Below are 26,203 nucleotides of genomic sequence, written 5' to 3'. Positions count from 1 at the left end.
CGCAGACAATATCTGCGGCTTTTTGCTTTCCGTTCGCAGAGATCACACCTCGCGGCCGCTCTGCTTTTTTCTAAAGCGGGGGCTTACTTGGTTGCGTTTTCTGTCTCTGTATAGAATAAATCCGCCTAATAAATAAAGGCCGCCTGCGAAGCATATGAACCCCGCCAGCCCCTGAAGCCAAAGGATCTGAAACGGGCTGATCAAAACGCCGAAAACAGTGTCGCGCATCAATTTAATTCCGAGAGCAGCCAGGCCTCCCGGTATCAGCAAAACGAGCAGTGCGATCATTCTCCCCATACACGAATCCCCTTACCAAAGATTTACCTTTATTGTCTATTTGAAAAAAAAGTTTGTCAAGAAAGGAAAACATGATAACATAGATGTTGTGCAAATTGTTGCAAGTGAACGTGATAGTGTGCAAAATTTTTCATACAAAGGGGTAAAGGGATGATGCAAAAAGTACTGATCGTTGGTGCTGGAAAAGGGGGGACCGCTCTCTTGGATGTGCTGCTGAAAACAAAGACGATGCATATCGAGGCGGTCATCGATAAAAATCCGGAAGCTCCCGGGCTTTTCATCGCGCAAAAAAACGATATCGAAACGGCGCTCGATTGGGCGCCGTACATCACAGAACAGATCGATATCATCATTGAAACGACCGGAGACGCCGGCGTATTAAAGCAACTGATGCGAAAAAAGCACGACAGTACGATCGTGGTGCCGGGATCGCTCGCTTATATCATCTCTCAGCTGATGAACGAAAAGCAGCAGCTCATCCAAATGTTAAAAGAGCAGACGTATAAACACGACCGTATTTTCAACTCTATGAATGACGGCATGATTTTTATCGACATTAACGAAGAGATCATTTTGTTTAACAAAATGGCGGAAGTGATGACCGGGACAAAGCGCACTGAAGCGATCGGCCAGCATATTCAAAGCGTGATCCCGACGACGAAGCTGCCGCGCATTCTCAATACGAGAGAGCCTGAGTATCATCAAAAACAATTTCTCCATCCGAACAGGCAGATCGTCACGACCAGAATTCCGATTATCGATGACGGAGGGACGCTGCTCGGGGCGCTTAGCATATTTAAGGACATTACCGATGCGGTCGAGCTGGCTGAAGAGGTGACCAACCTGAAGGAAGTCAGAACGATGCTTGAAGCGATCATTCAATCTTCGGATGAAGCGATATCGGTCGTTGATGAAAACGGAAACGGGATGATGATCAACAGGGCGTATACAAAGATGACGGGCCTGACAAAAGACCAGGTGATCGGGAAGCCGGCCAATACCGACATATCCGAAGGTGAAAGCATGCATTTGAAAGTGCTTGAAACGAGGCGCCCTGTCAGAGGGGTCAGAATGAAAGTCGGCCCCAATAAAAAAGAAGTGATCGTCAATGTCGCGCCGATTATTGTTGACGGTATTTTAAAAGGGAGCGTCGGTGTTATTCACGATGTATCTGAAATTCAATCGCTCACAAACGAGCTGAACAGAGCGCGCCAGATTATCCGTACACTCGAGGCGAAATATACATTTGCCGATATCATCGGTTCAAGCGAGCAGATGCTCGTCGCGCTGGAACAGGCGAAATTGGGGGCGAAGACGCCTGCGACGATTTTGCTGAGAGGCGAATCGGGAACGGGGAAAGAGCTTTTTGCCCATGCCATACATAACGAAAGTGACCGAAAGTATAATAAGTTTGTTCGCGTCAATTGTGCGGCCATTTCGGAATCACTGCTTGAATCAGAGCTGTTCGGCTATGAAGAAGGCGCTTTTTCAGGCGCGCGCCGCGGCGGCAAAAAAGGATTTTTTGAAGAGGCGAACAACGGCAGCATTTTCTTGGATGAAATCGGAGAGCTCACGCAAAACACACAAGCGAAGCTCCTCCGCGTTCTTCAGGAAAAAGAAATTGTCAGAGTCGGCGGGACCAAACCGATTTCTGTGAACGTCCGGGTCATCGCAGCGACAAACGTCAATATTGAAAAAGCGCTCGCTGAGGGCAGGTTTCGCGAAGACTTGTACTACCGGATCAATCGCTATCCGATATCAATTCCGCCGCTCAGGCAGCGGAAAGAGGATATCGAAGCCTTGAGCAGGCATTTGATTGGGAAGATCAATCAAGAATACGGACGCAATGTAAAGGGGCTCACGAAAAACGCACTCAAATCGTTAAAAGCACGGAAGTGGCCGGGGAATGTCAGAGAGCTTGAAAATGTCCTTGAGCGGGCGATGATCTTTTTAAAACCGCAAATGGAATGGATTGATCTCGAACACCTGCCTGAAGCAGACCGTCCGAAAAAAAAGGTGGAAGCCGGAGCAGCTTTCCCTGAGATTGAAGAGGAAAAGCTGTCTGATGCGGTTGAACGGTTTGAAGCTCATGTCATAAAAGAAACGCTTGAAAAGCATCAATACAACAGAACGAAAACGGCGAAAGCGCTTGGAATCAGTATCCGCAATCTCTATTACAAAATGGATAAATACAATCTTGCAAAAGATAGCATGCGATAAATTGCAAAATGAGTGCAAAATCATGCAAACTGTAAAACAGGATCACAGTACCGAACCGCTTTTTTATACTGGCACGAAACTTGCATGATATAGTGGGCGGATGTTTGCTAAGAAAGGTGGGTACTATGAAGCTGAAACAATTATTGCAAAAAGCGGCGGAGCTTGACAATAAAACGGTCGCCGTCGCACATGCAGAAGATGACGAAGTGCTGCAAGCAGTCAAACTTGCGGTCGACAAACAATTTGCCCGGTTCTTGCTGATTGGGCACAGAGAAAAGATCAGGCATATGATGACAGAACAGAACATTTCAAAACGGCACGTGGATATCATTCATTCGGAATCGCCGGCGGATTCGGCGAGAATTGCCGTTCAAGCTGTCAAAAGCGGAAATGCTGATGTTCTCATGAAGGGGAATGTCCCGACAGCCGTGCTATTAAAAGCCGTTTTGAATAAAGAGTACGGGCTCCGTTCCTCGCATGTGCTGTCACATGTAGCAGCTTTTGAAGTCAGCGGGTTTGAGAGGCTGATTTATGTAACAGATGCGGCAATGAATATCAGCCCCAAGCTTGATGAGCTGAAACAAATTTTAGAAAACGCAGTCGGCGTGGCGAGAGCGGTCGGCGTGCAAATGCCGAAAGCCGCTTGCCTCGCCGCGGTGGAAACGGTGAATCCCGCAATGGAAGCGACATTAAATGCAGCTGCCTTGACGCAGATGAATCATCGGGGCCAAATCAAAAATTGCATCGTTGACGGGCCTCTTGCGTTGGATAACGCGATCTCACCGCTTGCCGCCCGGCATAAAAACATTTCCGGAATCGTTGCGGGCGAGGCTGACATCCTGCTTGTTCCTTCAATTGAAACAGGCAATGTCCTTTACAAATCATTGATTCATTTTGCGGGTGCGAAAGTGGGAGCCATTTTGGCAGGGGCAAAAGCGCCCATCGCCTTGACAAGCAGGGCCGATTCCGCAGAAAACAAGCTGTATTCGATTGCTTTGGCGCTGTGTACGTCTGAAGCACGACAAGAGGAGGAATAAAAAATGGAACTATTTCGATATATGGAACAGTATGACTATGAGCAATTGGTATTTTGCCAAGATAAACAGTCCGGATTAAAAGCGATCATCGCGATTCATGATACGACGCTCGGGCCGGCTCTCGGCGGCACGAGAATGTGGACATATGAAAGTGAAGAAGCCGCAATTGAAGATGCGCTGCGCCTTGCGCGGGGAATGACCTATAAAAACGCGGCGGCCGGACTGAACCTCGGAGGAGGCAAAACCGTTATTATCGGCGATCCGCGCAAAGATAAAAACGAAGAAATGTTCCGCGCTTTCGGCCGTTACATTCAAGGGCTGAACGGCAGATACATCACCGCGGAAGACGTCGGTACAACCGTTGAAGATATGGACATCATTCATGACGAAACTGATTTTGTTACAGGCATTTCGCCTGCTTTCGGTTCATCTGGCAATCCTTCCCCGGTAACGGCTTACGGGGTATATAAAGGGATGAAGGCTGCGGCAAAAGAGGCCTTCGGGACAGATTCGCTTGAAGGAAAAACCGTTGCTGTCCAAGGGGTCGGAAACGTGGCATACAATCTGTGCCGTCATCTCCACGAAGAAGGCGCGAAACTGATCGTGACCGACATCAATAAAGAAGCGGTCGAACGCGCAGTCGCCGAATTCGGCGCCCGTGCCGTCGATCCGGATGATATTTATTCACAGGAGTGCGATATATATGCACCGTGTGCTCTGGGAGCGACAATCAACGATGATACGATTCCGCAGCTGAAAGCCAAAGTGATTGCCGGGGCAGCCAACAATCAGCTGAAAGAAACGCGCCACGGGGATCAAATCCACGACATGGGTATCGTTTATGCCCCTGACTATGTCATCAATGCCGGCGGCGTCATCAATGTCGCTGACGAGCTTTACGGCTATAATTCAGAGCGCGCGCTGAAAAAAGTCGAAGGCATCTACGGAAATATTGAACGCGTCCTTGAAATTTCAAAACGCGACCGCATTCCGACATACTTGGCCGCAGACCGCCTGGCTGAAGAGCGTATTGAGCGCATGCGCCAATCGAGAAGTCAATTTTTGCAAAACGGCCATCACATTTTAAGCAGGCGTTAAGATCATAACCCCTATTCGCTATTGGAGGTTTTATATCAATGCAGGTACAGGAAAAACGTATTCTCGTCATCAATCCGGGATCAACATCTACAAAGATCGGCGTTTTTCATGATGACCGTTCGATTTTCGAAAAATCAATCCGTCATGACGAGGCTGAGTTACAGCAATACCAAACCATTATTGATCAATATTCGTTCAGAAAACAGGCGATACTCGAAACCCTGCATGAACAGGGAATCAATATTTCTAAATTGGATGCCGTTTGCGCCCGGGGAGGGCTGCTCAGACCGATTGAAGGCGGCACTTACGAAGTCAACGATGCGATGATCACCGATTTGAAGAACGGATATGCGGGGCAGCATGCATCAAATCTCGGGGGTATCATCGCCAGGGAGATTGCCGACGGATTAAATATTCCCGCTTTTATCGTCGACCCCGTTGTTGTGGATGAAATGGCCCCTATCGCAAAAATTTCCGGCACGCCGGCCATTGAAAGGCGCAGTATTTTTCACGCGCTCAACCAAAAAGCTGTCGCGAGGAAAGCGGCCTGGCAGTTTGGAAAGCGGTATGAAGATATGAAAATGATCATCACCCACATGGGAGGCGGCATTACGACCGGCGTTCATTGCCACGGTCGGGTGATCGATGTCAACAACGGCCTCCACGGAGAAGGTCCGCTCAGTCCGGAGCGGGCCGGAACCATTCCTGCGGGTGATCTGATCGAAATGGCCTTCTCCGGCAAGTATACGAAAGGCGAGCTGATGAAAATGCTAGTCGGCGGCGGAGGCCTCGCCGGCTATCTCGGCACGACGGATGCGGTTAAAGTTGAGAAAATGATCAAGGAAGGCGATCATAAGGCTGCGCTCATCTATGAAGCGATGGCTTATCAAATCGCCAAAGAAATCGGGGCGGCCAGCGCCGTCTTAAAAGGCGAAGTCGATGTCATTATTTTGACAGGCGGACTGGCGTACGGAAAATCGTTTGTTACCTCGATCAGACAATACATAGACTGGATTTCGGATGTCGTCGTCTTTCCGGGAGAAAATGAGCTTCAAGCATTGGCTGAAGGTGCATTTCGCGTATTGAACGGCGAAGAAGAGGCGAAACAGTATCCGAACCAGAGGAGGGAAAGTCATGGCAACTGAATACGATCTCGTGATTCTTGGAGGGGGCACAGGCGGCTATGTGGCTGCCATCAGAGCTTCGCAGCTGGGGCTGAAAACAGCCGTCGTTGAAAAGCGGAAACTCGGCGGCACGTGCCTTCATAAAGGCTGCATCCCGTCGAAAGCGCTCCTAAGAAGCGCGGAAGTTTACAGGACAGCAAAAAAGGCGGACGAATTCGGAGTGGTCATTTCTGAAGTCGGCCTGCGGTTTTCTCAAGTTCAAAGCAGAAAACAAAAAATAATTGACCAGCTGCACAACGGTGTCAAACACTTGATGAAAAAAGGAAAGATTGATGTTTACGAAGGAATCGGACGGATTCTCGGGCCGTCGATTTTTTCCCCGATGCCGGGGACGGTTTCCGTTGAGATGGCAAACGGGGATGAGAATGAGATGCTCATACCGAAAAACGTCATCATCGCCACAGGCTCAAGGCCCAGGTCGCTGCCAGGGCTTGAGCTTGACGGGGAAAACGTGCTGTCATCCGACGAAGCGCTTGAACTTGAGCAGCTTCCGGCTTCCATGCTGATTGTCGGAGGAGGTGTCATCGGAATCGAGTGGGCTTCCATGCTGTGCGATTTCGGTGTTGACGTGACCGTCATTGAGTATGCAGACCGGATTTTGCCGACTGAAGATGCCGATATTTCTAAAGAAATGCAGACGCAGCTGGCGAAAAAAGGCATCACCATCATCACGGGAGCGAAAGTGCTGCCCGACACATTGGCGAAAGGCGATACGGTCAGCATTCAAGCGGAAAAAGACGGAGAAAAACAGACCTATTCCGCTGAGAAAATGCTCGTATCTGTCGGAAGGCAGGCAAATGTTGAAGGGATCGGTCTGGAAAACACAGATATCCAAGTCGAAAACGGCTTTATCGCGACAAACAGCATGTACCAGACAAAAGAATCCCACATCTATGCGATCGGAGATGTGATCGGCGGCCTTCAGCTTGCACATGCTGCTTCCCATGAAGGGATTACGGCTGTTGAGCATATTGCTGGCGAGAATCCGCACGCCATCGACTATTCGCTTGTCTCAAAATGCATCTATTCAAGTCCTGAAGCCGCATCGGTCGGCTTGACAGAGGATGAGGCGAAGGCACAGGGCAAAAGCGTCAAAGTAGGCAAATTTCCGTTTCAGGCGATTGGCAAAGCGCTCGTGTACGGTGAGACGGACGGCTTTGTCAAAATCGTCGCCGATCGCGAATCAGATGATATTTTGGGCGTTCACATGATCGGCCCGCATGTGACAGACATGATATCTGAAGCCGGTCTGGCAAAGGTGCTTGACGCCACCCCGTGGGAAGTCGGACAAACGATCCATCCGCATCCGACGCTGTCGGAGGCGATCGGAGAAGCCGCCCTTGCCGTAGATGGAAAGGCGATTCATTTTTAGAAAGCATGAAGGAGTGAAAAAAATGGGCAATAACCGTCATGAAGCAGTTGGATTAACAGATGAACAAGCAATCGACATGTACAAAACCATGCTTTTAGCCAGAAAACTAGATGAGCGGATGTGGCTCTTAAACCGTTCAGGCAAAATTCCTTTTGTCATCTCTTGTCAAGGACAGGAAGCCGCCCAGGTCGGAGCGGCATTTGCATTAGACCGTGAGAACGATTATGTGCTTCCATATTACAGAGATATGGGCGTTGTCCTTGCTTTTGGCATGACGGCAAAAGATTTAATGCTGTCGGCGTTTGCAAAAGCCGAGGATCCGAATTCGGGAGGAAAGCAGATGCCGAGCCACTTCGGTCAAAAGAAAAACCGGATCGTCACGGGCTCTTCGCCAGTGACAACGCAAGTTCCGCACGCGGTGGGTGTAGCGCTTGCCGGAAGGCTTGAAAAGAAAGACATCGCGACTTTTGTGACGTTCGGCGAAGGCTCTTCAAACCAGGGGGACTTCCATGAAGGGGCGAACTTTGCCGCCGTTCATAAGCTTCCCGTCATTTTCATGTGTGAAAACAATAAATACGCCATTTCGGTTCCTTACGAAAAGCAGGTGGCTTGTGAAAACATTTCCGACCGCGCCGTCGGTTACGGCATGCCCGGCGTGACCGTTGACGGAAATGATCCGCTTGAAGTCTACAAAGCGGTTAAAGAAGCAAGGGAACGTGCCGGAAGAGGCGGAGGTCCGACATTAATCGAAACGATATCATACCGGCTGACCCCGCACTCCAGCGATGATGATGATCGAAGCTACAGAGAGCGCGAAGAGGTGGCGGAGGCGAAGAAAAATGATCCGCTTAACAAATTCGCGCATTACTTAAAAGAAACAGGGCTTCTGGACGACCAGTCTGAGAAGCAAATGTCGGATGAGATCACAACCATCGTCAATGAAGCAACAGATTATGCTGAACATGCACCTTATGCAGATCCGGAAGATGCGCTGCGGCATGTTTATGCGGAGTAAGGGGGAAGAACAATGCCAGTTATGTCATATATAGATGCTGTCACTTTGGCTTTGAAAGAAGAAATGGAAAAGGATTCCCGCGTCTTTGTTTTAGGGGAGGATGTCGGCAAAAAAGGCGGTGTGTTCAAGGCAACAGCCGGTCTTTACGACCAGTTCGGCGAAGAGCGGGTGATGGACACGCCTTTGGCGGAATCCGCAATTGCCGGCGTCGGAATCGGGGCTGCCATGTACGGGATGAGACCGGTCGCCGAAATGCAGTTTGCAGATTTTATCATGCCGGCTGTCAACCAGATTATTTCAGAAGCGGCAAAAATCCGCTACCGCTCCAACAATGACTGGAATTGTCCGATCGTCATCCGCGCACCTTACGGCGGAGGCGTGCACGGCGCGCTGTACCATTCTCAGTCAGTTGAATCCGTATTTGCCAACCAGCCCGGGCTGAAAATCGTCATGCCTTCGACACCTTATGATGTCAAAGGGCTTTTGAAAGCGGCCATCCGCGATGACGACCCTGTCCTGTTCTTCGAGCATAAACGTGCGTACCGGCTGATCAAGGGCGAAGTGCCGAGTGACGACTATGTGCTGCCGATCGGAAAGGCGGATGTGAAGCGGGAAGGCGAAGACATTACCGTCATCACATACGGATTGTGCGTCCATTTCGCCCTTCAGGCTGCCGAGCGGCTTGCCAAAGACGGGATTTCCGCACATATCCTTGATTTAAGAACAGTATATCCGCTCGATCAGGAAGCGATTATTGAAGCGGCTTCCAAAACGGGCAAAGTGCTTCTGATGACCGAGGATACGAAGGAAGGCAGCATTATGAGTGAAGTAGCCGCGATCATTTCAGAGCATTGCCTGTTCGATTTGGATGCGCCGATTAAGCGGTTGGCGGGCCCTGACGTCCCGGCAATGCCGTATGCTCCTACAATGGAAAAATTCTTTATGGTCAATCCGGATAAAGCAGAAGCAGCAATGAGAGAATTGGCCGAGTTTTAATATAGCGAAGGAGGACATATCGTATGGCAGTGGAACAAATGACAATGCCGCAGCTCGGGGAGAGCGTGACGGAGGGAACCATCAGCAAATGGCTTGTCAGCGTCGGAGATCACGTCAACAAATACGATCCGATTGCTGAAGTGATGACGGATAAGGTCAATGCTGAAGTCCCTTCATCGTTCACGGGAACGATTACCGAGCTTGTCGGGAAAGAAGGCGAAACTCTGCAAGTCGGAGACGTCATCTGCAAAGTCGAAACAAACGAAGAAGCGAAACCGGAGGCTGAGGCTGTTTCCAATCTGGATCAAGCGGAAGCGGAGCCGGCCAAACCGGAGGAAAAAGATACATCTCAGAAAAAACGTTATTCCCCGGCGGTGCTGAGACTTGCCGGTGAGCACAACATTGATTTGGAGCAGGTGGAAGGTACCGGTGCCGGCGGACGGATCACCAGAAAAGACATCCAGCGCATCATTGCTTCCGGAGCTGCTCCTCAAGCTGATGCGGCGCCGGAAAAACAGCCGGATACAAATGCCGCGGGAGCGAGTGAGCCCGTCCAAAAGCCGGCGCAAGCCGCCCCTCAAGCTGCACCGCCTCAAAGTGCGGCTGGAGACGTCGAGATTCCTGTGACCGGAATCCGTCATGCGATTGCGACCAATATGGTCAGAAGCAAGCATGAAATCCCTCATGCCTGGACGATGATGGAAGTGGATGTTACAAGTCTTGTGAGCTACCGCAACAAAATAAAGGACGAATTTAAGAAGAAAGAGGGCTTCAGCCTGACCTTTTTCGCGTTCTTTGTCAAAGCGGTCGCACAGGCGCTGAAGGAATTCCCGCAAATGAACAGCATGTGGGCCGGAGATAAAATCATTCAGAAAAAAGACATCAACATCTCAATTGCAGTAGCGACTGACGATGCGCTGTACGTTCCTGTCATCAAGCATGCCGATGAAAAAACGATTAAAGGCATCGCGAGAGAAATCTCCGAACTGGCTCATAAGGTCAGAAGCGGCAAGCTGACGAGCGGGGATATGAGCGGAGGTACGTTCACGGTCAACAATACCGGTTCGTTCGGGTCGGTTCAGTCAATGGGGATCATCAACCATCCGCAGGCGGCCATCCTGCAGGTTGAATCGATCGTCAAGCGTCCCGTCGTCATGGAGCATGGCATGATCGCGGTCAGAGATATGGTGAACCTGTGCTTATCCCTCGACCACAGAGTGCTTGACGGCCTCGTTTGCGGCAGATTCCTTGCCCGTGTGAAAGAGATTTTGGAACAAATCGATGATCATACTTCCATTTATTAAAAAAGAAGAGCTGGCCCGTTAAGGGTCAGCTCTTTTCTTTTTCTAAGGGGGCGAGCATGCGGAGATGTCCGTTTAGCACCTCGATTGAAGCCGGCGTTTTTGTGCAGATTTCGCCGTCTGTATCGGCTTCCATTGGGAGGGCGGTTTCAACTTCAACGGTTTGCCCCTGATAATAGGAGAGCTCGCCTGCAAAGGAATCCCATTCGGGATCATCCATTGCAAAAAGTTCTTTCAATGCAGCCAGATTCGTATTCCGGCAGACGAGGATGTCCGCTTTTCCGTCGTTAATGCTCAGCTGCGGAAGGGGGATCTTGTTTGTTCCGATAAATGGTCCGTTCAGCACGACCACCATGACCGCTTCGTCAGTAAACTCTTCTCCGTCGATCGACAGGCGGAAAGAGAAAGGCTCAAGATTGGAGATGGTCCGCAGTGCGCTTGTAAAATAACTGATTCTCCCGAGCAGCGCTTTTTCCGTTTGATTGATATGGGTGGAAGCTTCCGTAATCAATCCGATGCCCCAGAAGTTGAGACAATAATGATCATTTGCTTTTAACACATCGACCGGGACAGGTTTTCCATTGACGAGCGCTTCCGCCGCTTTTTCAATGTTCTGGGGAATGCGGAGCGCCCTCGAAAAGTCGTTGCATGTGCCGCCCGGGAGAATGCCGATATCTGGCTTCGTTTGAAGCTGGCTGATGCCGTTAATACATTCGTGCACCGTTCCGTCACCGCCTAATATAAACAATTGCCCGATATCCTCCCCGATCTTTCGGCAAAATTCGAATGCATCACGTTTCTTTCTCGTCGGTTTTACGATGAGTTCGTCTATAGCCTGTGAAAGAACAGGTACGGCAGCACCCAGTGTTTTTTCAACATTTTTTTGTCCTGCATTTCCGTTGTAAATCAGCATTGCTTTCTTTCGGTTCATAAAGGTGCTCCTTTATTTGATAGAGTCTTTACTTATTTTTCCCCGGGCTGCCCGTGCCATAAACCTGAAGGAACACGAATCGCCTGATTTGCGGTTCGGACGGTTTCAAAGTATCATTAGAACAGATGAGCAAACAGCGCCTTTAGCATCATGCTAAAGGCGGCTAAAAAGGAGAGATCTTAAAGTGAACATGGATTTTAATCTGTTTATGAATGATGTCGTGCGCCAAGCCAGACAGGAAATAACGGCTGCCGGCTACACCGAATTGAAAACGCCTGAAGAGGTCGATGAAGCGCTCACGAAAAAAGGGACTACGCTTGTGATGGTCAACTCCGTCTGCGGCTGTGCAGGGGGAATTGCAAGGCCAGCCGCACATCATGCGGTTCATTACGATAAGCGCCCGGATCATCTCGTCACCGTTTTTGCCGGACAAGACAAAGAAGCGACGGCTCGAGCAAGGGAATATTTTGAAGGATATCCGCCCTCTTCTCCGTCATTCGCTCTTTTAAAAGACGGCAAGATTTTAAAAATGGTCGAACGCCATGAAATTGAAGGCTATGAGCCGATGGCTGTCATCACTAAGCTACAAGGATTGTTTGAAGAATACTGTGAAGAAGTATAAGGTAAAGGAAATACCGCCTGCCAAAACAGTGGCAGGCTTTTTTTATGTATAAAAATTCTTTTTATATGCAATCAGAAAGATAAAAACATAGGCTTTCAATTGGTATTTAAAGGCTTGTTTGAAGGTTTTTCAGTTATTTTTCAAAATGGTATTGCATCTGGCCTAGAAAATGTTTAAAATACATATCAACGAATAAATATTCAAAAAAGGTTCAGGGGGATACACAACATGAAAAAATGGATGTTAATGGTAGTGGCAGCATGTGTCACATTTGCATTGACTGCATGCGGGACGAGCAGCAGTTCTGCTGATAAAAAAACATTGGTGATGGGAACTTCAGCCGATTACCCGCCTTTTGAATCGAAAGACGGAGATAAGATTGTCGGTTTTGATGTTGATCTGGCCAATGCACTGGCTAAAAAAACGGGCCATGAAATCGAAGTGAAAGACATGGACTTCAACGGCCTGGTGACCGCTCTTAAAACAAACAAAGTCGACATCGTGCTTTCAGGAATGACGCCGACGCCTAAACGCAAAAAGCAGGTCGATTTTTCAAACGTCTATTATACGGCTCACAACATGATCGTTACAAAAAAATCAAGCGGCATCAAATCGCTTGACGATTTGAAAGGAAAAACGGTCGGCGTGCAGCTTGGCTCCATTCAGGAAGAAAAAGCGAAGGAGCTTACGCCGGATTATAATTTAAAAGTTGAAAACCGCAACCGCATTTCGGATTTAACCGAAGAAATCAAAGCGGGCCGCTTTGACGCAGCAATCATAGAGGATATCGTTGCCGAAAAATATATTAATAAAAATGAAGAACTGGTTGGCTACAATCTGCCGAAAGAACCGGATGAAAAAGCCGGCTCCGCGATCGCCTTCAAAAAGGGAAGCGATTTGACCGAGAAGTTCAACAAAGCGCTTGAAGAAATGGAGAAAAGCGGAGAACTTGAAAAGCTGAAAGAAAAATGGTTCGGCGGAGAAACGAAAAAGTAAGCGTGAAAAGTTCAACTTTTTGTTGAACTTTTTTTTCTAAAGCGATGTGCGCCTCTTTGATGATGAGGCGGGAGAGGGAGAGTCACATGAATTTTCTTGATTTTTCTAGTACAATACCCGAGATGCCTTTCATTTTGGAAGGCTTGGGCGTCACCTTAAAAGTGGTCGCGGCTGCGGCCGTGCTTGGATTTTTGCTGGGGGTTTTGATTACGCTTTTAAAAATCAGTTCGATCAAGCCCCTCGCATGGATTGCCGATTTTTACACTTCCATATTCCGGGGGACACCGCTTGTTCTGCAGCTGATGATCGTCTATTACGGGCTGCCTCAGGTGCTGGGCTTCGATATTGATGCTTACTGGGCGGCCGTCATCGCATTCGGCTTAAATTCCGCCGCTTATGTGTCAGAAATCATCAGAGCCGGAATCAATGCGATCGACAAAGGGCAAAAAGAAGCGGCGATGGCGCTGGGCGTCCCGTATGCAAAGATGATGAAGGATCTCTTGCTGCCGCAGGCCTTTAAAAATATCATGCCAGCGCTGATCAACGAATCGATTACACTGACAAAGGAATCGGCTGTTGTCACCGTCATCGGACTCGGCGATATTATGAGACGAAGCTATCAGGCGGGAGCGGCGATCTACAGCCCGCTTGAGCCGATGCTGTTTGCGGGTCTCATCTACTATGTGCTCGTTTTGATCCTGACGTTTGTCGGCAAAGCGATTGAAAGGAAGCTGAATGTCAATGATTAATGTTCGCAATCTCTCAAAATCTTTCGGAAAGCACGAGGTGCTTAAACATATTTCCGTTTCCTTTGAAAAAGGCGAAGTAGCCGCTGTCATCGGTCCGTCAGGCTCAGGCAAGTCCACGTTTCTGCGTTGCTTAAACATGCTCGAAAAGCCGACGGAGGGCAGCATTTTCATTCAGGATCAAGAGATTACAAGACCGAAAACAAATGTGCTGAAAATCAGAGAGAACATCGGCATGGTCTTTCAGCATTTTCATTTGTTTCCGCATAAAACGGTTCTTGAAAATATTACGTATGCACCTGTCCATGTCAAAAAAGAAAGCAAACAGGCAGCAGCGAAAAAAGCGGAAGAACTGCTTGAGAAAGTGGGGCTTATCGATAAAAAAGATGATTATCCGAACCGTTTATCAGGGGGGCAAAAGCAGCGCGTTGCGATTGCGAGGGCGCTGGCGATGAATCCGGACATCATGCTGTTTGACGAGCCGACATCGGCCCTTGATCCTGAGATGGTCAAAGAAGTGCTTCAGGTGATGCAGGATTTGGCGAAAACCGGGATGACGATGGTGATCGTGACGCACGAAATGGGCTTTGCCAAAGAAGTCGCCGACAGGGTGCTTTTCATGGATGAAGGAACCATTGTCGAAGACGATGATCCTAAAGCGTTTTTTTCTTCTCCAAAATCGAAAAGAGCTCAAGACTTTTTAGAGAAAATACTATAAAATAAGCTGAAGAAGATACTGATCTTCTTCTTTTTTATTCACTAAGACTAGCAGAAAAGATTGGGGTTAACGATGTTTAAAATAGGTTATCGCACATTAAAAACAGCGCTTGGCACAGCATTGGCCATCTATATCGCACAGCTGCTCGGCCTTCATAATTTTGTGTCGACAGGGATCATCACGATCCTCTGTATTCAAGTGACGAAAAAGCGGTCCCTTCAGGCATCATGGGCCCGGTTTGCGGCATGCATTCTTGCGATCGTTTTTTCATACGCGTTTTTTGAACTGATCGGCTATCATCCGGCTGTCATCGGTCTGATGCTGCTGTTCTTTATTCCGACAACCGTTCTTCTGAAAATAAAAGAAGGAATCGTCACAAGTTCGGTCATCATTCTTCATCTTTATATGTCAGAAGGGATCACCCTTTCTCTCATTTGGAATGAATGCCTCATCATCATTACGGGAATCGGCGTTGCCCTGCTGATGAATTTGTACATGCCGAGCCTCGATAAAGAGCTCAAACAGTATCAGCAGAAAATCGAAGATAACTTTGCCAAGATTTTTGAAGAAATCGAACGCTATTTGCTGACCGGGGAACAGGACTGGACGGGAAAAGAGATTCCTGAGACGCACCGTTTGATCAATGAAGCGAAGACCCTGGCATACCGTGATGTGGAAAATCACTTTCTCAGGCACGAAAATCTCTATTATCACTACTTTAAAATGAGAGAAAAGCAGTTTGAAATTATCGAAAGGGTCCTGCCGAAAATTACGTCGATTTCGATGACGGTTGAACAGGGGCATATGATCGCAGCGTTTCTTCATGATTTAAGAGGAGCCATCCATCCCGGCAATACGGCTCATAAGTTTTTGAAGCGGCTCGTGAAAATGAGAGAGGAAATTGATGAGATGGAGCTGCCGACGACACGCGAAGAATTTGAAGCGCGCGCTGCTCTTTTCAATTTTCTCGGCGAAATGGAACAGTATCTTGTGATTAAGAGCTACTTTAAAGGAATTAAATCTCCTGCATAACCGCATGAGTTTCTCCTTCATTGGTCAATCTAATGGAACAGGGGGAAACCCGTGCGGTTTTTTCTATTCCTGCGGAAGTCCGGGCTTGAAGAAAAGCAGGCGTTTCTCCGCAAAAAGAGCCGCCTGCTTTCATGATTTGTATTAAAAAATCATGCTGAGTCCGGTAAGCAGAGTCGTCAGCACCATGACGCCGATCATTAAAATAACCATGAATTTGATGAATTTTCGAGACAAGCTTTTCACCTCTGTTTTTTAATCTCCCATTATTTTATACTGCTTTTTTTCATCGGACAAGTTTCGTGTAAGAATCAAATAGAGAAGGGGCAGAACACGATGAATATGTTTGAAAGAGTCGACGATTTAAACAACAGCCGTCAACAAGCTTTGCTAGGGGGCGGGCAGGAACGGATCGACAGGCAGAAGCAAAAAGGCAAGCTCACCGCCAGAGAGAGAATCGATCTTCTGCTTGATGAGGGAACGTTCACTGAGCTGAATGCTTTTGCCAGAAGCCGGCAGTCCGGCGGCCCGTTAGGCGACGGGGTTGTCACGGGATTCGGAAAAATCGATGGGCGGCCCGTTTATCTGTTTTCCCAGGATTTTACCGTCACCGGCGGAGCGCTCGGAGAAATGCACGCCAAAAAAATAGCGGCCGTCATGGATCTTGCCCTCAAAAATAAGGCCCCTTTCATCGGTCTGAACGACTCAGGTGGTGCGAGAATTCAAGAGGGTGTGCTATCATTAGATGGATACGGTCATATTTTTTACCGAAATGTCCTTTGCTCAGGCATCATTCCGCAAATCTCTGTCATTCTCGGCCCTTGTGCGGGCGGCGCGGTTTATTCTCCAGCTTTGACCGACTTCGTTTTCATGAACGAAAAAACCGGACAGATGTTCATTACCGGTCCGAAAGTCATCAAAACGGCGACAGGCGAAGCTGTCAGCTCCGGAGAATTGGGGGGCGCCTATATACATAATTCAATCAGCGGGAATGCCCATTTTTCCGGGGATTCCGATGAGGCCGTCCTCAGTGAGGTGCGCAAGCTCTTGTCCTACATCCCCCAGAATCACGAAGAAAAGCCCCCGGCTAAGGCGAGAAAGGCGAAAGACGATGAGGTAAGGCCTGATTTAATGACGATTCTGCCTGAAGACGGTCAGCGGCCGTATGACATCAAACAGATCATCGCGGAAATCGCAGACAGCGGAACATTTTTTGAAGTGCAGCGCCACTTTGCCAAAAACGCGGTGATCGGTTTTGCAAGGATAGCGGGGGAAACGGCGGCGATCGTGGCCAACCAGCCGAAGTATTTAGCCGGAAGCCTCAGCATGGATGCGGCTGACAAAATCGCCCGGTTTATCCGTTTTTGCGATTCCTTTCAGATCCCGATTTTGACTTTGGTGGATTGTCCCGGCTTTCTTCCGGGAATACGCGAAGAGCACGGCGGGGTGATCAGACACGGCGCTAAAATCCTTTACGCGTATGCGGAAGCCGCCGTCTGCAAGGTGACGGTCATTTTAAGAAAAGCATACGGCGGAGCATATGTCGCTTTAAACAGCAAGGCGCTTGGAGCTGATGCCGTGTTTGCTTGGCCGAATGCAGAAATTGCAGTGATGGGCGCCTCGGAAGCTGCGGATGTGCTGTTCGCGAAGGAAATCGAACGGTCGGAAGACCCGCGGGCCGCCCGCGAGGAAAAAATCCGGAAATGCATGCACGCTTCAAGCCCTTTTGCCGCTGCAAGATACGGCATTGTAGACGATATCATCGATCCGAAAGAGACGCGGAAGAAGCTGATCCAAACGTTTGACATGCTGAAGAGCAAAAGAGAAATCCGGCCGGACAAAAAGCATGGAAATATACCGCTTTAAAAATGGAGGGGAAACTAGCATGAATGAAAAACGCCTGTTAGAAGAGTTTTTAGAACTTGTGCAAATTGATTCCGAGACAAAACACGAAGCTGATATTTGCAAGGTGCTGAAAGAAAAATTTGCTGCTCTGGGAATGGATGTCGTGGAGGATGACACCGCGCCAAAAACGGGGCACGGAGCGGGAAACCTCGTGTGCACGCTTCCTGGAACGAAAGAGGCGGACACGATTTACTTTACATCCCACATGGATACCGTCGTGCCCGGAAAAGGCGTGAAGCCGGTCATTGAAGACGGATATGTCAAAACAGACGGCACAACGATTTTGGGAGCTGACGACAAAACAGGCCTTGCAGCGATGCTCGAAGCCGTAAAAGTGCTGAAAGAAAAGAACATTCCGCACGGAACGATCCAGTTTATCATTACGGTCGGCGAAGAATCGGGGCTTGTCGGAGCGAAAGCTTTAGACCGATCGCTGATCAAAGCCGATTACGGATATGCGCTTGATTCCGACGGGAAGGTCGGCAATATTATCGTAGCAGCGCCGACACAGGCGAAAATTAGAGCAACTGTCTACGGAAAAACGGCTCATGCCGGAGTAGAGCCGGAAAAAGGAGTCTCCGCCATCACGATCGCTTCAAAAGCGATTGCCAAAATGCCGCTTGGCCGCATCGACGAGGAGACGACGGCTAATATCGGCCGCTTTGAGGGCGGAACGCAAACCAATATCGTCTGCGATCAGGTCGACATTCTCGCTGAAGCCCGTTCGCTTGTTCCGGAAAAAATGGAAAAGCAGACCGAAAAAATGAAGCAGGCGTTTGAAGCAGCCGCCGCTGAAATGGGTGGCAGAGCCGAGGTGGAAATCGAAGTCATGTACCCGGGCTTTAAATACAAAGACGGGGATCTCGTCGTTGAAATCGCCAAAAAAGCCGCCGAGAAAATCGGCCGTCCGTACGAGCTATTGACGAGCGGCGGAGGAAGCGATGCGAACGTCATCGCAGGACACGGCATTCCGACTGTCAACCTTGCAGTCGGATATGAACAAATCCATACGAAAAACGAAAAAATGCCGATTGAGGAACTTGTCAAAACTGCAGAAATGGTTGTTGCCATTATTGAGGAAGTAGCAAACCCGTCATAAAGGCGGGTTTTTACAGGGACCGTTTCAGCTCGAGCCGATGGTTTCAGCGGAAACGGTCACACTACCTGAAGTCGCGATCGAGAAGATGGAAGGGAAACGCAAAAAAGCTTGCGCCTTTAAAGGCGCAAGCTTTTTATTTTGTAGCCGATTCAGCAGGCTGAATGGCTTTTTTGTTTTTTTGGTAAACTTGATGAAGAACGACGGATTGAATCGTCAGAAGCAGTCCGCTTGTCAGCCAGTACAGCGGCAGGGCTGCAGGGACGTTGATCGAAAAGATCGTCATCATCACAGGGAAAAAGAAGCCCATGATTTTGGCGGACTGCTGAGCCGCCGGATTTGTTTGGGCGTTCTGTGCGTTCAGCTTTTGAGACACATAGAACTGGATAAAATACATGAACCCGGCGCATAAAGATACGATAATATCCGAATGCCCGAGGTTAAACCAGAGAAAAGAGTGTGAAGCAATTTCGGGCGTCGAGCGGATCGCATAATAAAAACCGATCAGGATCGGAAACTGAATCAGCATCGGCAGGCAGCCCATCGCCAGCGGGTTGATGTTATGCTTTTGGTAAAGCTGCATCATCTCCTGCTGAATTTCCCTCTGCTTCACAGGATCTTTCGTCTTTTTTAGCTTGCTTTGAATCGCATCCAGCTCAGGTTTGACAAGCGCCATTTTTTCCTGCATGGCCCGCTGTTTTTTATACTGGTTGGCAAACAGCGGAAAGACGAGAACCCGGACGATGATGGTCACAAAAATAATCGACAGTCCGTAGTTTCCGTGGAAAAATCCGGCGATTCCTTTAATCAGCTCTGAAAAAGGCCCCACGACATAGTGTTGGAAGAAGTTGTCGCTTCCTCCGGTACTGCCGGTGGCTGCCGAAGCTTGTTCACCTATAAACATGGTCATGATCAAAAACATTGCAGTCGCAAACAATTGTTTTAATTTCGTGTTCAACACGTTCTCCTCCTTCTGAATAAAAGGGCCCGTCTGCCGGACACCTTTTCCCGTTTAAATTGAAAGAAGAAGGGAACGGTGGTCTTCATCGTCGTTCGATGAAGCTTTCATGCGAATGACTTTACTTATCCATACCGTAATGCGATGATATAGGATGATAAGAAAATCGATTGCAGAAACAAACTGTATTGCATGATATTCTTCAAACCGTTTCGTTTTCCAGCTGTCGCCCGTACTGCAGTCCTTTAGGATGAGGGCGATACCGATCGCCGTCAGTGCGGGAAGGACGATTGTGAAAAACTCAAACAGTAAAAAAGCATCGTTGAAAGATTCAAGAATCATCTATTATCACTTCCGTTTCATTTAACATCTTACTATATGAATGCCGGGATGTCTAATCTGAGTACCAGGAGGGAGCCGTTTTGTCTGCTGATAAACAAAAGGGAAGAGTCATCTTTCATATCGATATGAACAGCTTTTACGCGTCTGTTGAAATGGCGTATGACCCTTCGCTGAAAGGCAGGCCGCTCGCCATCGCGGGAAATGCAAAGGAGCGGAAAGGCATCGTCGTCACGTGCAGCTACGAGGCGAGAGCACGCGGCGTAAAACCGCCTATGCCGCTTTGGGAAGCGAAGCGGCTCTGCCCCGAGCTGATCGTCAAGCCGCCGAATTTCGACCGCTACAGAAGCTCTTCAAGAGAAATGTTTCAAGTGCTCAGGGAGTATACGGACCTTGTCGAGCCTGTTTCCATTGATGAAGGGTACATGGATTTAACGGACACGCCATACAGAAATCGGGCATATGAAACGGCGAAGGAAATTCAAGAGCGCCTTCAAGAAGAACTGCTTCTTCCGTCAAGCATCGGGATCGCTCCGAATAAATTCCTGGCCAAAATGGCTTCGGATATGAAAAAACCGCTCGGCATTACGATATTGAGAAAGCGCGAAGTGCCCCGGATTCTTTGGCCCATGGACATCAGCGAGATGTACGGAGTCGGCCGGAAAACCGCTGAAAAGCTCAAGACGCTTGATATCGGCAAGATCGGCGATTTGGCTGCCGCAGATGAGTATGCTTTAAAGCGCCTCCTAGGTATCAACGGCCCCCGTTTAAAAAGGAGGGCAAACGGCATCGACACCGGAGAGGTGAATCCCGACAGGATATACGAATTCAAAAGCGTCGGCAATTCCTCGACTCTCCCGTATGACAGCACAGATGAGAAGGAATTGTGCGGCCTGATTGACAAGCTTTCCGTCTCAGTAAGCGACAGGCTGAAGCGAAAAGAGGTCATGGCAGCAAAAGTTTTCATCATGATCCGCTTTGCGGATTGGACAAACATAACCAGAAGCAAGACCCTTCTGAATCCGACCGATTCAAGAGAAGATATTGCGAAGGAAGCGAAAGCCCTTTTCAGGCAGCATTGGCACGGAAGCCCTGTCAGACTTTTAGGCGTGACGGGAACAGACCTCGTCAATCGGAAGGAAGCCGTCAAACAGCTTGATTTATTTTCGTTTCATGAGGATGCCAAAGATGAGCCGATCCAAAAAGTGATGGCCGAATTGAATGAAAAATATGGAACAGACCTCATCAAAAAAGGGATCAGGATCGTGAAAAAAGAAAGCAAGACGAGCGGAACAAGCTTTAACAAAGATTTTTTCCAGGACGAGAGACAAGATCAATAGCTTGAAAATGTAGGTCAAAGTGTGGTAATTTCAATTTAAATAAAAATTAAACTAAAATGCTAAACGCTTTAGAAGGGACGTTAGACATGGCAAAACAACAAATAGGTGTAGTTGGTTTAGCAGTAATGGGAAAAAACTTGGCTCTAAACATTGAAAGCCGCGGGTTTACGGTTTCTGTTTACAACAGATCAAGCGAGAAAACGGAAGAGTTTCTGAAAGAAGCCGAAGGCAAAAACGTTGTCGGTACATACAGCATTGAAGAGTTCGTTCAATCTCTTGAAAAACCGCGCAAAATTCTGTTGATGGTCAAAGCCGGAACACCGACAGACGCAACGATTCAATCGCTCCTGCCTCATCTTGAAAAAGGCGACATTTTGATTGACGGCGGAAATACATATTATAAAGATACGCAGAGAAGAAACAGAGAGCTGGCCGAAAGCGGCATTCACTTCATCGGCACCGGTGTTTCCGGCGGTGAGGAAGGCGCTCTGAAAGGTCCTTCTATCATGCCAGGCGGACAAAAAGAAGCCCATGAGCTTGTCAAGCCGATTCTTGAAGCCATTTCTGCAAAAGTAGACGGCGAACCGTGTACGACATACATCGGTCCAGACGGCGCCGGCCATTATGTAAAAATGGTTCATAACGGCATCGAATACGGAGACATGCAGCTGATCTCAGAATCATACTTTATTTTGAAACACATTGTCGGTCTGTCTTCAGATGAGCTTCACGAAGTCTTCTCCGAGTGGAATAAAGGAGAGCTTGACAGCTATCTGATCGAAATCACGGCTGATATTTTCACGAAAAAAGACGAGGAAACTGGCAAGCCGCTCGTTGACGTCATCCTCGATAAAGCAGGTCAAAAAGGCACAGGAAAATGGACGAGCCAAAGCGCTCTTGACCTGGGCGTGCCGCTTCCGATCATTACGGAATCCGTTTTCGCCCGCTTCATTTCTTCCATGAAAGAAGAGCGCGTCAAAGCAAGCAAGCTTCTGACAGGTCCTGAAGCGAAACCGGCCGCCGAGAACAAAGAAGAGCTGATCGAAGCGGTCAGAAAAGCACTCTTCATGAGCAAAATCTGTTCTTACGCACAGGGCTTCGCTCAAATGAAAGCCGCATCAGAAGAATACGGCTGGGATTTGAAATACGGCGATATCGCGATGATCTTCCGCGGAGGATGCATCATCCGCGCGGCGTTCCTGCAAAAAATCAAAGAAGCGTATGACCGCGATCCAGAGCTTGACAACCTGCTTCTTGACCCGTACTTCAAAAATATCGTTGAAAGCTATCAGGGCGCTCTCCGCAAAACGATTTCTCTTGCGGTTGAACAAGGAATTCCTGTACCTTGCTTCTCAAGCGCTCTCGCTTATTTTGACAGCTATCGCACTGCGACATTGCCGGCCAACCTGATTCAGGCGCAGCGCGACTACTTTGGCGCACATACGTATGAGCGTACAGATAAAGAAGGCATTTTCCACACTGAGTGGATGAAATAAGATGTAAAACCGCAAGCTGAAAAGCTTGCGGTTTTTTGATTTCGGAAGGATGCATGTTTAAGCGCTTCTGTGGAAACCTACTCAAAAGAGAGTTTCAATAAGGAGGAATCAACCCATGTATCCTAGTTTAGAGGGAAAAACGGTCGTTATCACAGGGGCGGGTACAGGTCTTGGAAAAGCGATGGCGCTGCGTTTCGGTGCTGAAAAAGCCAATGTAGTGATCAATTACTTCAAGGAAGAAGAAAATCCCGAAGAGACGGTGAAGCAAATAGAAAACAGTGGAGCGCGCGCGATTGCCGTTCAAGGAGATGTCTCAAAAGAAGACAATGTAAAAGCGCTGATCAGACAGGCCGTTGATTCATTCGGTTCCGTTGATGTGATGGTGAACAACGCGGGGGTGGAAAATGAAGTACCTTCTGAGGATTTGTCTCTGGAAGACTGGAACCGCGTCATATCAACCAATTTGACAGGAATGTTTTTAGGATGCCGGGAAGCGATCGGCTATATGCTTGACCATAATATTAAAGGCTCGGTCATCAATATGTCGAGCGTCCATCAGCAAATCCCGTGGCCGCATTTTGTCCATTATGCGGCAAGCAAGGGCGGGGCAAAACTGCTGACGGAAACCCTTGCCCTTGAATATGCCCCGAAAGGAATTCGGGTAAATGCGATCGGACCCGGTGCGATCGATACGCCGATTAACGCCGAAAAATTCGCTGATCCCGAATTGAAAAAAGGCGTTGTTGAATTGATTCCGATCGGGTATATCGGAAAGCCGGAGGAAGTCGCGGCTTGCGCGGCCTGGCTTGCATCCGAAGAAGCGAGCTATGTGACGGGCCTGACGCTGTATGTGGACGGCGGAATGACGAAATACCCGGGATTCCAAGCTGGAAAAGGATGAAAAGAAGGCGGGGTGCCTTCTTTTCATCATAAGCCCAAAAAAATTTACATAAGATTAATAGAAAGCAAAAGTGCTGTTTACATAGCAATGATAGTGTAGGTTTGTCAACAAAAAGCGGTTATGGAGGGAGTACATAAGAATGGGTTTCTTACGCAACAGAATCGTCGGCATTACACTGGCAGGCGCAGTCGCTTTAGGATCAGCGGGAACAGGCAGTGCAGCAATGGAAACAGCGAAAAAGAAGGAACAACCAAAGGTCAAAAACGTGATCATGATGGTCATGGATGGAACAAGCTCTTCTGCAACAACATTGGCACGCTGGTATAAAGGCGAACCGCTCGCGATGGACCAGATTGTCAGCGGCGGTGTCCGGACGCATTCGGCAGAATCGGCGATCACTGATTCTGCACCTGCAGCAACTGCGATGGCAACGGGACGAAAATCAAATTCTTCCTATATTGGAGTGCTGCCTTCAAAGGTGAATACACCAGGTGTCGAGAAGGTCGGTAAAAAAGATCAATACCGGCCTGTGGCAAACGTGCTCGAAGGCGCCAAACAGAAGGGAAAAGCAACTGGCATTATTGCAACCTCTGAAATTCAGCATGCCACGCCTGCCGGCTATTCCGGCCATCATAAGGACCGCAATAACTTTGAAGTACTCGGTGAACAGCAGGTTTATCAAAACATGGACGTTGTCCTTGGCGGAGGAAAAGAATCGCTTCAGCCGGGGACAAAGGATAAAAGCCGCAAAGACGGTGAAGACCTTGTCAAAGTGCTCAAAGATAAAAAGTACGATTTTGTTGAAACGAAAGATCAGCTCCTCAAGTCAAAATCGAAAAAAATTTGGGGCGCATTCTCACAGCGCGATCTCGTGTATGACATGGACCGCCGTGCAACGCATCCAGAGCAGCCGACGATTGCGGAGATGACGAAAAAATCGATTCAGACGCTTTCTAAAGACAAGGACGGTTTCTTTTTATTCGTGGAAGGAAGCAAGCCTGACTGGGCAGCGCATCAAAACGATCCGATCGGCATGATCAGCGATGTATTGGCATTTGATAACGCGGTGAAAGAAGCGCTTGAATTCGCTAAAAAAGACAAACATACAATGGTTATTGCCGTCTCAGACCACGGCAACAGCGGCATCTCCATCGGCAACAGCAACACGACGAAAGGCTATGACACAACGCCGGTATCAGCCTATATCGATCCGCTGAAAAAGGCTAAAATGACGGTGGAAGGCGCAACCGGCAAATTAAAAGACGATTTATCGAATATCGAAGAAGCGGCAAAGCTTTACGGACTTGATGATTTAACGCCGGCAGAGAAGGAACAGCTGAAAAGCGTGAAAAACAAAAAAGAAGCGGCTTCATTATTCACCAAGCTGCTCAGCAACCGAGCCAACATCGGATTCACAACAGGCGGTCATACAGGTGAAGATGTCTTCCTGTATTCGTACGGTCCCGAAAAGCCGCAGGGGCTCGTCGATAACACCGGCATCGCTAAAACGATGGCAAAAGCAATGGGCTTCAACTTAGACAAATTAACAAACGAATTATTTATCGAAGCAAAACAGGCATTTAAAAAAGCCGGAGCCAGCGTAACGATCGATCAGAAAGATCCGGCTAATCCAGTTCTTGTCGCATCGCGCAAAAAAGGGAAAGCCGAAATGCCGGTGAACAAAAACCTCATCAGAATCAACGGAAAGGAATATGAATTAGACAGCGTGATTGTTGAAAGCAATGGATCCTTCTACGTGCCGAAGGAAGCAGTTCAGCTGTTCAAAAAATACGCCCGATAATTTGTTTGGCCCCCCTCTTGAAAGAAGAGGGGGTTTTTATTATTCAAAATAAATACATACATTTATTTTTAAATGTCTAGACATATAAAAATAAAAAGATATAATAATAGTTGTGTGAAAGCGCTTTTAATAAAGGAGGATATGACGATGAAAAAGATTTTACTTGCATGCAGTTCGGGTATGTCGACAAGTCTCCTTGTCACCAAGATGGAGGAATACGCGCATTCAATCGGTGACGAGGCAAAAATTTGGGCGGTCGGACAGGACAAGGCAAAAAAAGAGATGGCAGAGGCAAACGTCGTTCTCATCGGCCCGCAAATGAGCTTTTTAAAAGGCGAGCTGCAGAAGGAAGCAGAACAGTACGGTACTAAGGTTGATGTGATTGATATGATGGCTTACGGAATGGCAGACGGAAAGAAAGCTTATGAACAGGCGCTCAGCTTGATCGGAGATTGATGATGATGGGAAAATTAAAACTCGATGAATTAACAGGCGAACAAATTTGCTTTCAGCTCATTCTTCATAGCGGAAACGCCCGCAGCAAAGTCATTCAGTCCATCAGGGCATACCGCGCCGGCAGCGTTCAGAAAGCAGAGGAGCTGCTGCACCAGGCTGAAGCCGATTTGCAGCAGGCCCATGATATTCACTTTCAAATGATTCAAAAAGAAGCGGGCGGGGAAAAAAGTGAGTTCTCTTTGCTGCTCTTGCACGCGGAGGACCATTTGATGTCGACGCTCACGATGAAGGAACTTGTGTCCGAATTATTGGAATTATTCAAAGAGAAAAATCTATGATTCGCACTGTA

26 protein-coding genes are annotated in these 26,203 nt (G+C 48.3%); 21 read left to right on the top strand and 5 right to left on the bottom strand.

Going from position 1 to position 26,203, the window contains the following annotated elements; translation table 11 throughout:
• Window positions 1–42: 42 nt before the first annotated feature.
• A complete protein-coding gene (locus tag MHB72_RS13710) occupies window positions 43–297 on the bottom strand; it encodes a DUF2627 domain-containing protein (protein WP_020452121.1) in 255 nt (84 codons plus the stop codon).
• A 153-nt stretch (window positions 298–450) separates the two neighbouring features.
• Between MHB72_RS13710 and MHB72_RS13705 the strand changes: the two genes are divergently transcribed.
• The 8 genes from MHB72_RS13705 to MHB72_RS13670 all read left to right on the top strand — a co-directional run bounded on the left by MHB72_RS13705 (window position 451) and on the right by MHB72_RS13670 (window position 10,523).
• A complete protein-coding gene (locus tag MHB72_RS13705) occupies window positions 451–2,517 on the top strand; it encodes a sigma-54-dependent Fis family transcriptional regulator (RefSeq protein WP_340904123.1) in 2,067 nt (688 codons plus the stop codon).
• Window positions 2,518–2,642: 125 nt separating this feature from the next.
• Window positions 2,643–3,554, top strand: a complete 912-nt coding sequence (yqiS, locus tag MHB72_RS13700; RefSeq protein ID WP_023855157.1) for a phosphate butyryltransferase — start codon at window positions 2,643–2,645, stop codon at window positions 3,552–3,554.
• Window positions 3,555–3,557: 3 nt separating this feature from the next.
• Window positions 3,558–4,652: a branched-chain amino acid dehydrogenase gene (gene bcd, locus MHB72_RS13695; RefSeq protein WP_020452118.1), complete on the top strand. Its 1,095-nt coding sequence runs from the start codon at window positions 3,558–3,560 to the stop codon at window positions 4,650–4,652.
• A gap of 38 nt (window positions 4,653–4,690) precedes the next feature.
• On the top strand, window positions 4,691–5,797 hold the full coding sequence (gene buk, locus MHB72_RS13690) for a butyrate kinase (protein WP_216920094.1): 1,107 nt from the start codon (window positions 4,691–4,693) through the stop codon (window positions 5,795–5,797).
• Entirely contained in the window at window positions 5,787–7,208 is a 1,422-nt protein-coding gene (gene lpdA / locus MHB72_RS13685; protein ID WP_145624024.1) for a dihydrolipoyl dehydrogenase, read from the top strand. Before buk ends, lpdA begins: the two co-directional genes overlap by 11 nt.
• Before the next feature lie 22 nt (window positions 7,209–7,230).
• Window positions 7,231–8,223, top strand: coding sequence for a thiamine pyrophosphate-dependent dehydrogenase E1 component subunit alpha (locus MHB72_RS13680; RefSeq protein ID WP_216920097.1), 993 nt, complete (start codon window positions 7,231–7,233; stop codon window positions 8,221–8,223).
• A gap of 12 nt (window positions 8,224–8,235) precedes the next feature.
• Window positions 8,236–9,219, top strand: coding sequence for an alpha-ketoacid dehydrogenase subunit beta (locus MHB72_RS13675; RefSeq protein ID WP_020452114.1), 984 nt, complete (start codon window positions 8,236–8,238; stop codon window positions 9,217–9,219).
• Between the two features lie 23 nt (window positions 9,220–9,242).
• Window positions 9,243–10,523, top strand: coding sequence for a dihydrolipoamide acetyltransferase family protein (locus MHB72_RS13670; RefSeq protein ID WP_025811177.1), 1,281 nt, complete (start codon window positions 9,243–9,245; stop codon window positions 10,521–10,523).
• A 25-nt stretch (window positions 10,524–10,548) separates the two neighbouring features.
• Here the strand turns inward: MHB72_RS13670 and MHB72_RS13665 are convergent, their stop codons facing one another.
• Window positions 10,549–11,451, bottom strand: coding sequence for a YegS/Rv2252/BmrU family lipid kinase (locus MHB72_RS13665; RefSeq protein WP_020452112.1), 903 nt, complete (start codon window positions 11,449–11,451; stop codon window positions 10,549–10,551).
• 184 nt (window positions 11,452–11,635) lie between these two features.
• Between MHB72_RS13665 and MHB72_RS13660 the strand changes: the two genes are divergently transcribed.
• From MHB72_RS13660 to MHB72_RS13640, 5 genes are all read left to right on the top strand, one after another.
• Window positions 11,636–12,073, top strand: coding sequence for a BrxA/BrxB family bacilliredoxin (locus tag MHB72_RS13660; protein WP_003183325.1), 438 nt, complete (start codon window positions 11,636–11,638; stop codon window positions 12,071–12,073).
• Window positions 12,074–12,301: 228 nt separating this feature from the next.
• Entirely contained in the window at window positions 12,302–13,069 is a 768-nt protein-coding gene (locus tag MHB72_RS13655) for a transporter substrate-binding domain-containing protein (protein WP_216920100.1), read from the top strand.
• An 86-nt stretch (window positions 13,070–13,155) separates the two neighbouring features.
• Window positions 13,156–13,818 carry an amino acid ABC transporter permease gene (locus MHB72_RS13650; protein ID WP_020452110.1) on the top strand — a complete coding sequence of 221 codons (663 nt, stop codon included), beginning with the start codon at window positions 13,156–13,158 and terminating at the stop codon, window positions 13,816–13,818.
• Window positions 13,811–14,533 carry an amino acid ABC transporter ATP-binding protein gene (locus tag MHB72_RS13645; RefSeq protein WP_041817247.1) on the top strand — a complete coding sequence of 241 codons (723 nt, stop codon included), beginning with the start codon at window positions 13,811–13,813 and terminating at the stop codon, window positions 14,531–14,533. The genes MHB72_RS13650 and MHB72_RS13645 overlap by 8 nt, the downstream gene beginning before the upstream one ends.
• Window positions 14,534–14,605: 72 nt before the next feature.
• Entirely contained in the window at window positions 14,606–15,565 is a 960-nt protein-coding gene (locus MHB72_RS13640; RefSeq protein WP_020452108.1) for an aromatic acid exporter family protein, read from the top strand.
• Window positions 15,566–15,706: 141 nt separating this feature from the next.
• On the opposite strand, the gene prli42 is transcribed toward MHB72_RS13640, so the two are convergent.
• Complete coding sequence (gene prli42, locus MHB72_RS13635; RefSeq protein WP_230368212.1) at window positions 15,707–15,808, bottom strand: stressosome-associated protein Prli42; 102 nt, start codon at window positions 15,806–15,808, stop codon at window positions 15,707–15,709.
• A gap of 90 nt (window positions 15,809–15,898) precedes the next feature.
• Here prli42 and MHB72_RS13630 point away from each other — a divergent pair, with 90 nt between their 5' ends.
• Window positions 15,899–17,428: an acyl-CoA carboxylase subunit beta gene (locus MHB72_RS13630; protein WP_025811180.1), complete on the top strand. Its 1,530-nt coding sequence runs from the start codon at window positions 15,899–15,901 to the stop codon at window positions 17,426–17,428.
• A 19-nt stretch (window positions 17,429–17,447) separates the two neighbouring features.
• Window positions 17,448–18,566 (top strand): tripeptidase T, encoded by a 1,119-nt coding sequence (locus MHB72_RS13625; RefSeq protein WP_025811181.1) that lies wholly within the window; start codon window positions 17,448–17,450, stop codon window positions 18,564–18,566.
• 133 nt (window positions 18,567–18,699) lie between these two features.
• Here MHB72_RS13625 and MHB72_RS13620 read toward each other — a convergent pair whose 3' ends face one another.
• Together MHB72_RS13620 and MHB72_RS13615 are read right to left on the bottom strand one after the other, a co-directional pair.
• Entirely contained in the window at window positions 18,700–19,485 is a 786-nt protein-coding gene (locus tag MHB72_RS13620; RefSeq protein WP_229078641.1) for a membrane protein insertase YidC, read from the bottom strand.
• A gap of 90 nt (window positions 19,486–19,575) precedes the next feature.
• Window positions 19,576–19,863, bottom strand: a complete 288-nt coding sequence (locus tag MHB72_RS13615; protein ID WP_020452104.1) for a hypothetical protein — start codon at window positions 19,861–19,863, stop codon at window positions 19,576–19,578.
• Window positions 19,864–19,943: 80 nt separating this feature from the next.
• Here MHB72_RS13615 and MHB72_RS13610 point away from each other — a divergent pair, with 80 nt between their 5' ends.
• From MHB72_RS13610 to MHB72_RS13585, 6 genes are all read left to right on the top strand, one after another.
• Window positions 19,944–21,200, top strand: coding sequence for a DNA polymerase IV (locus MHB72_RS13610; protein WP_020452103.1), 1,257 nt, complete (start codon window positions 19,944–19,946; stop codon window positions 21,198–21,200).
• Between the two features lie 86 nt (window positions 21,201–21,286).
• Window positions 21,287–22,696, top strand: coding sequence for an NADP-dependent phosphogluconate dehydrogenase (gene gndA / locus MHB72_RS13605; RefSeq protein WP_216920102.1), 1,410 nt, complete (start codon window positions 21,287–21,289; stop codon window positions 22,694–22,696).
• 115 nt (window positions 22,697–22,811) lie between these two features.
• The gene (locus tag MHB72_RS13600) at window positions 22,812–23,597 is read left to right on the top strand and encodes an SDR family oxidoreductase (RefSeq protein ID WP_216920104.1); all 786 of its coding nucleotides are present in this window, start codon (window positions 22,812–22,814) and stop codon (window positions 23,595–23,597) included.
• A gap of 139 nt (window positions 23,598–23,736) precedes the next feature.
• Window positions 23,737–25,398, top strand: a complete 1,662-nt coding sequence (locus tag MHB72_RS13595; protein WP_216920106.1) for an alkaline phosphatase — start codon at window positions 23,737–23,739, stop codon at window positions 25,396–25,398.
• Window positions 25,399–25,545: 147 nt separating this feature from the next.
• Window positions 25,546–25,854 carry a PTS sugar transporter subunit IIB gene (locus tag MHB72_RS13590; protein ID WP_065643274.1) on the top strand — a complete coding sequence of 103 codons (309 nt, stop codon included), beginning with the start codon at window positions 25,546–25,548 and terminating at the stop codon, window positions 25,852–25,854.
• A gap of 5 nt (window positions 25,855–25,859) precedes the next feature.
• Window positions 25,860–26,192, top strand: coding sequence for a PTS lactose/cellobiose transporter subunit IIA (locus MHB72_RS13585; RefSeq protein ID WP_025811183.1), 333 nt, complete (start codon window positions 25,860–25,862; stop codon window positions 26,190–26,192).
• The last annotated feature ends 11 nt before the right edge of the window (window positions 26,193–26,203 follow it).

The sequence above is a fragment of the Bacillus sp. FSL K6-1284 genome, assembly GCF_038002625.1.
In the GTDB taxonomy this organism is placed as follows: Bacteria; Bacillota; Bacilli; order Bacillales; family Bacillaceae; genus Bacillus; species Bacillus paralicheniformis.
Note: the sequence above shows the minus strand (reverse complement) of the source record. Positions and strands in the feature narration are given on the sequence as shown.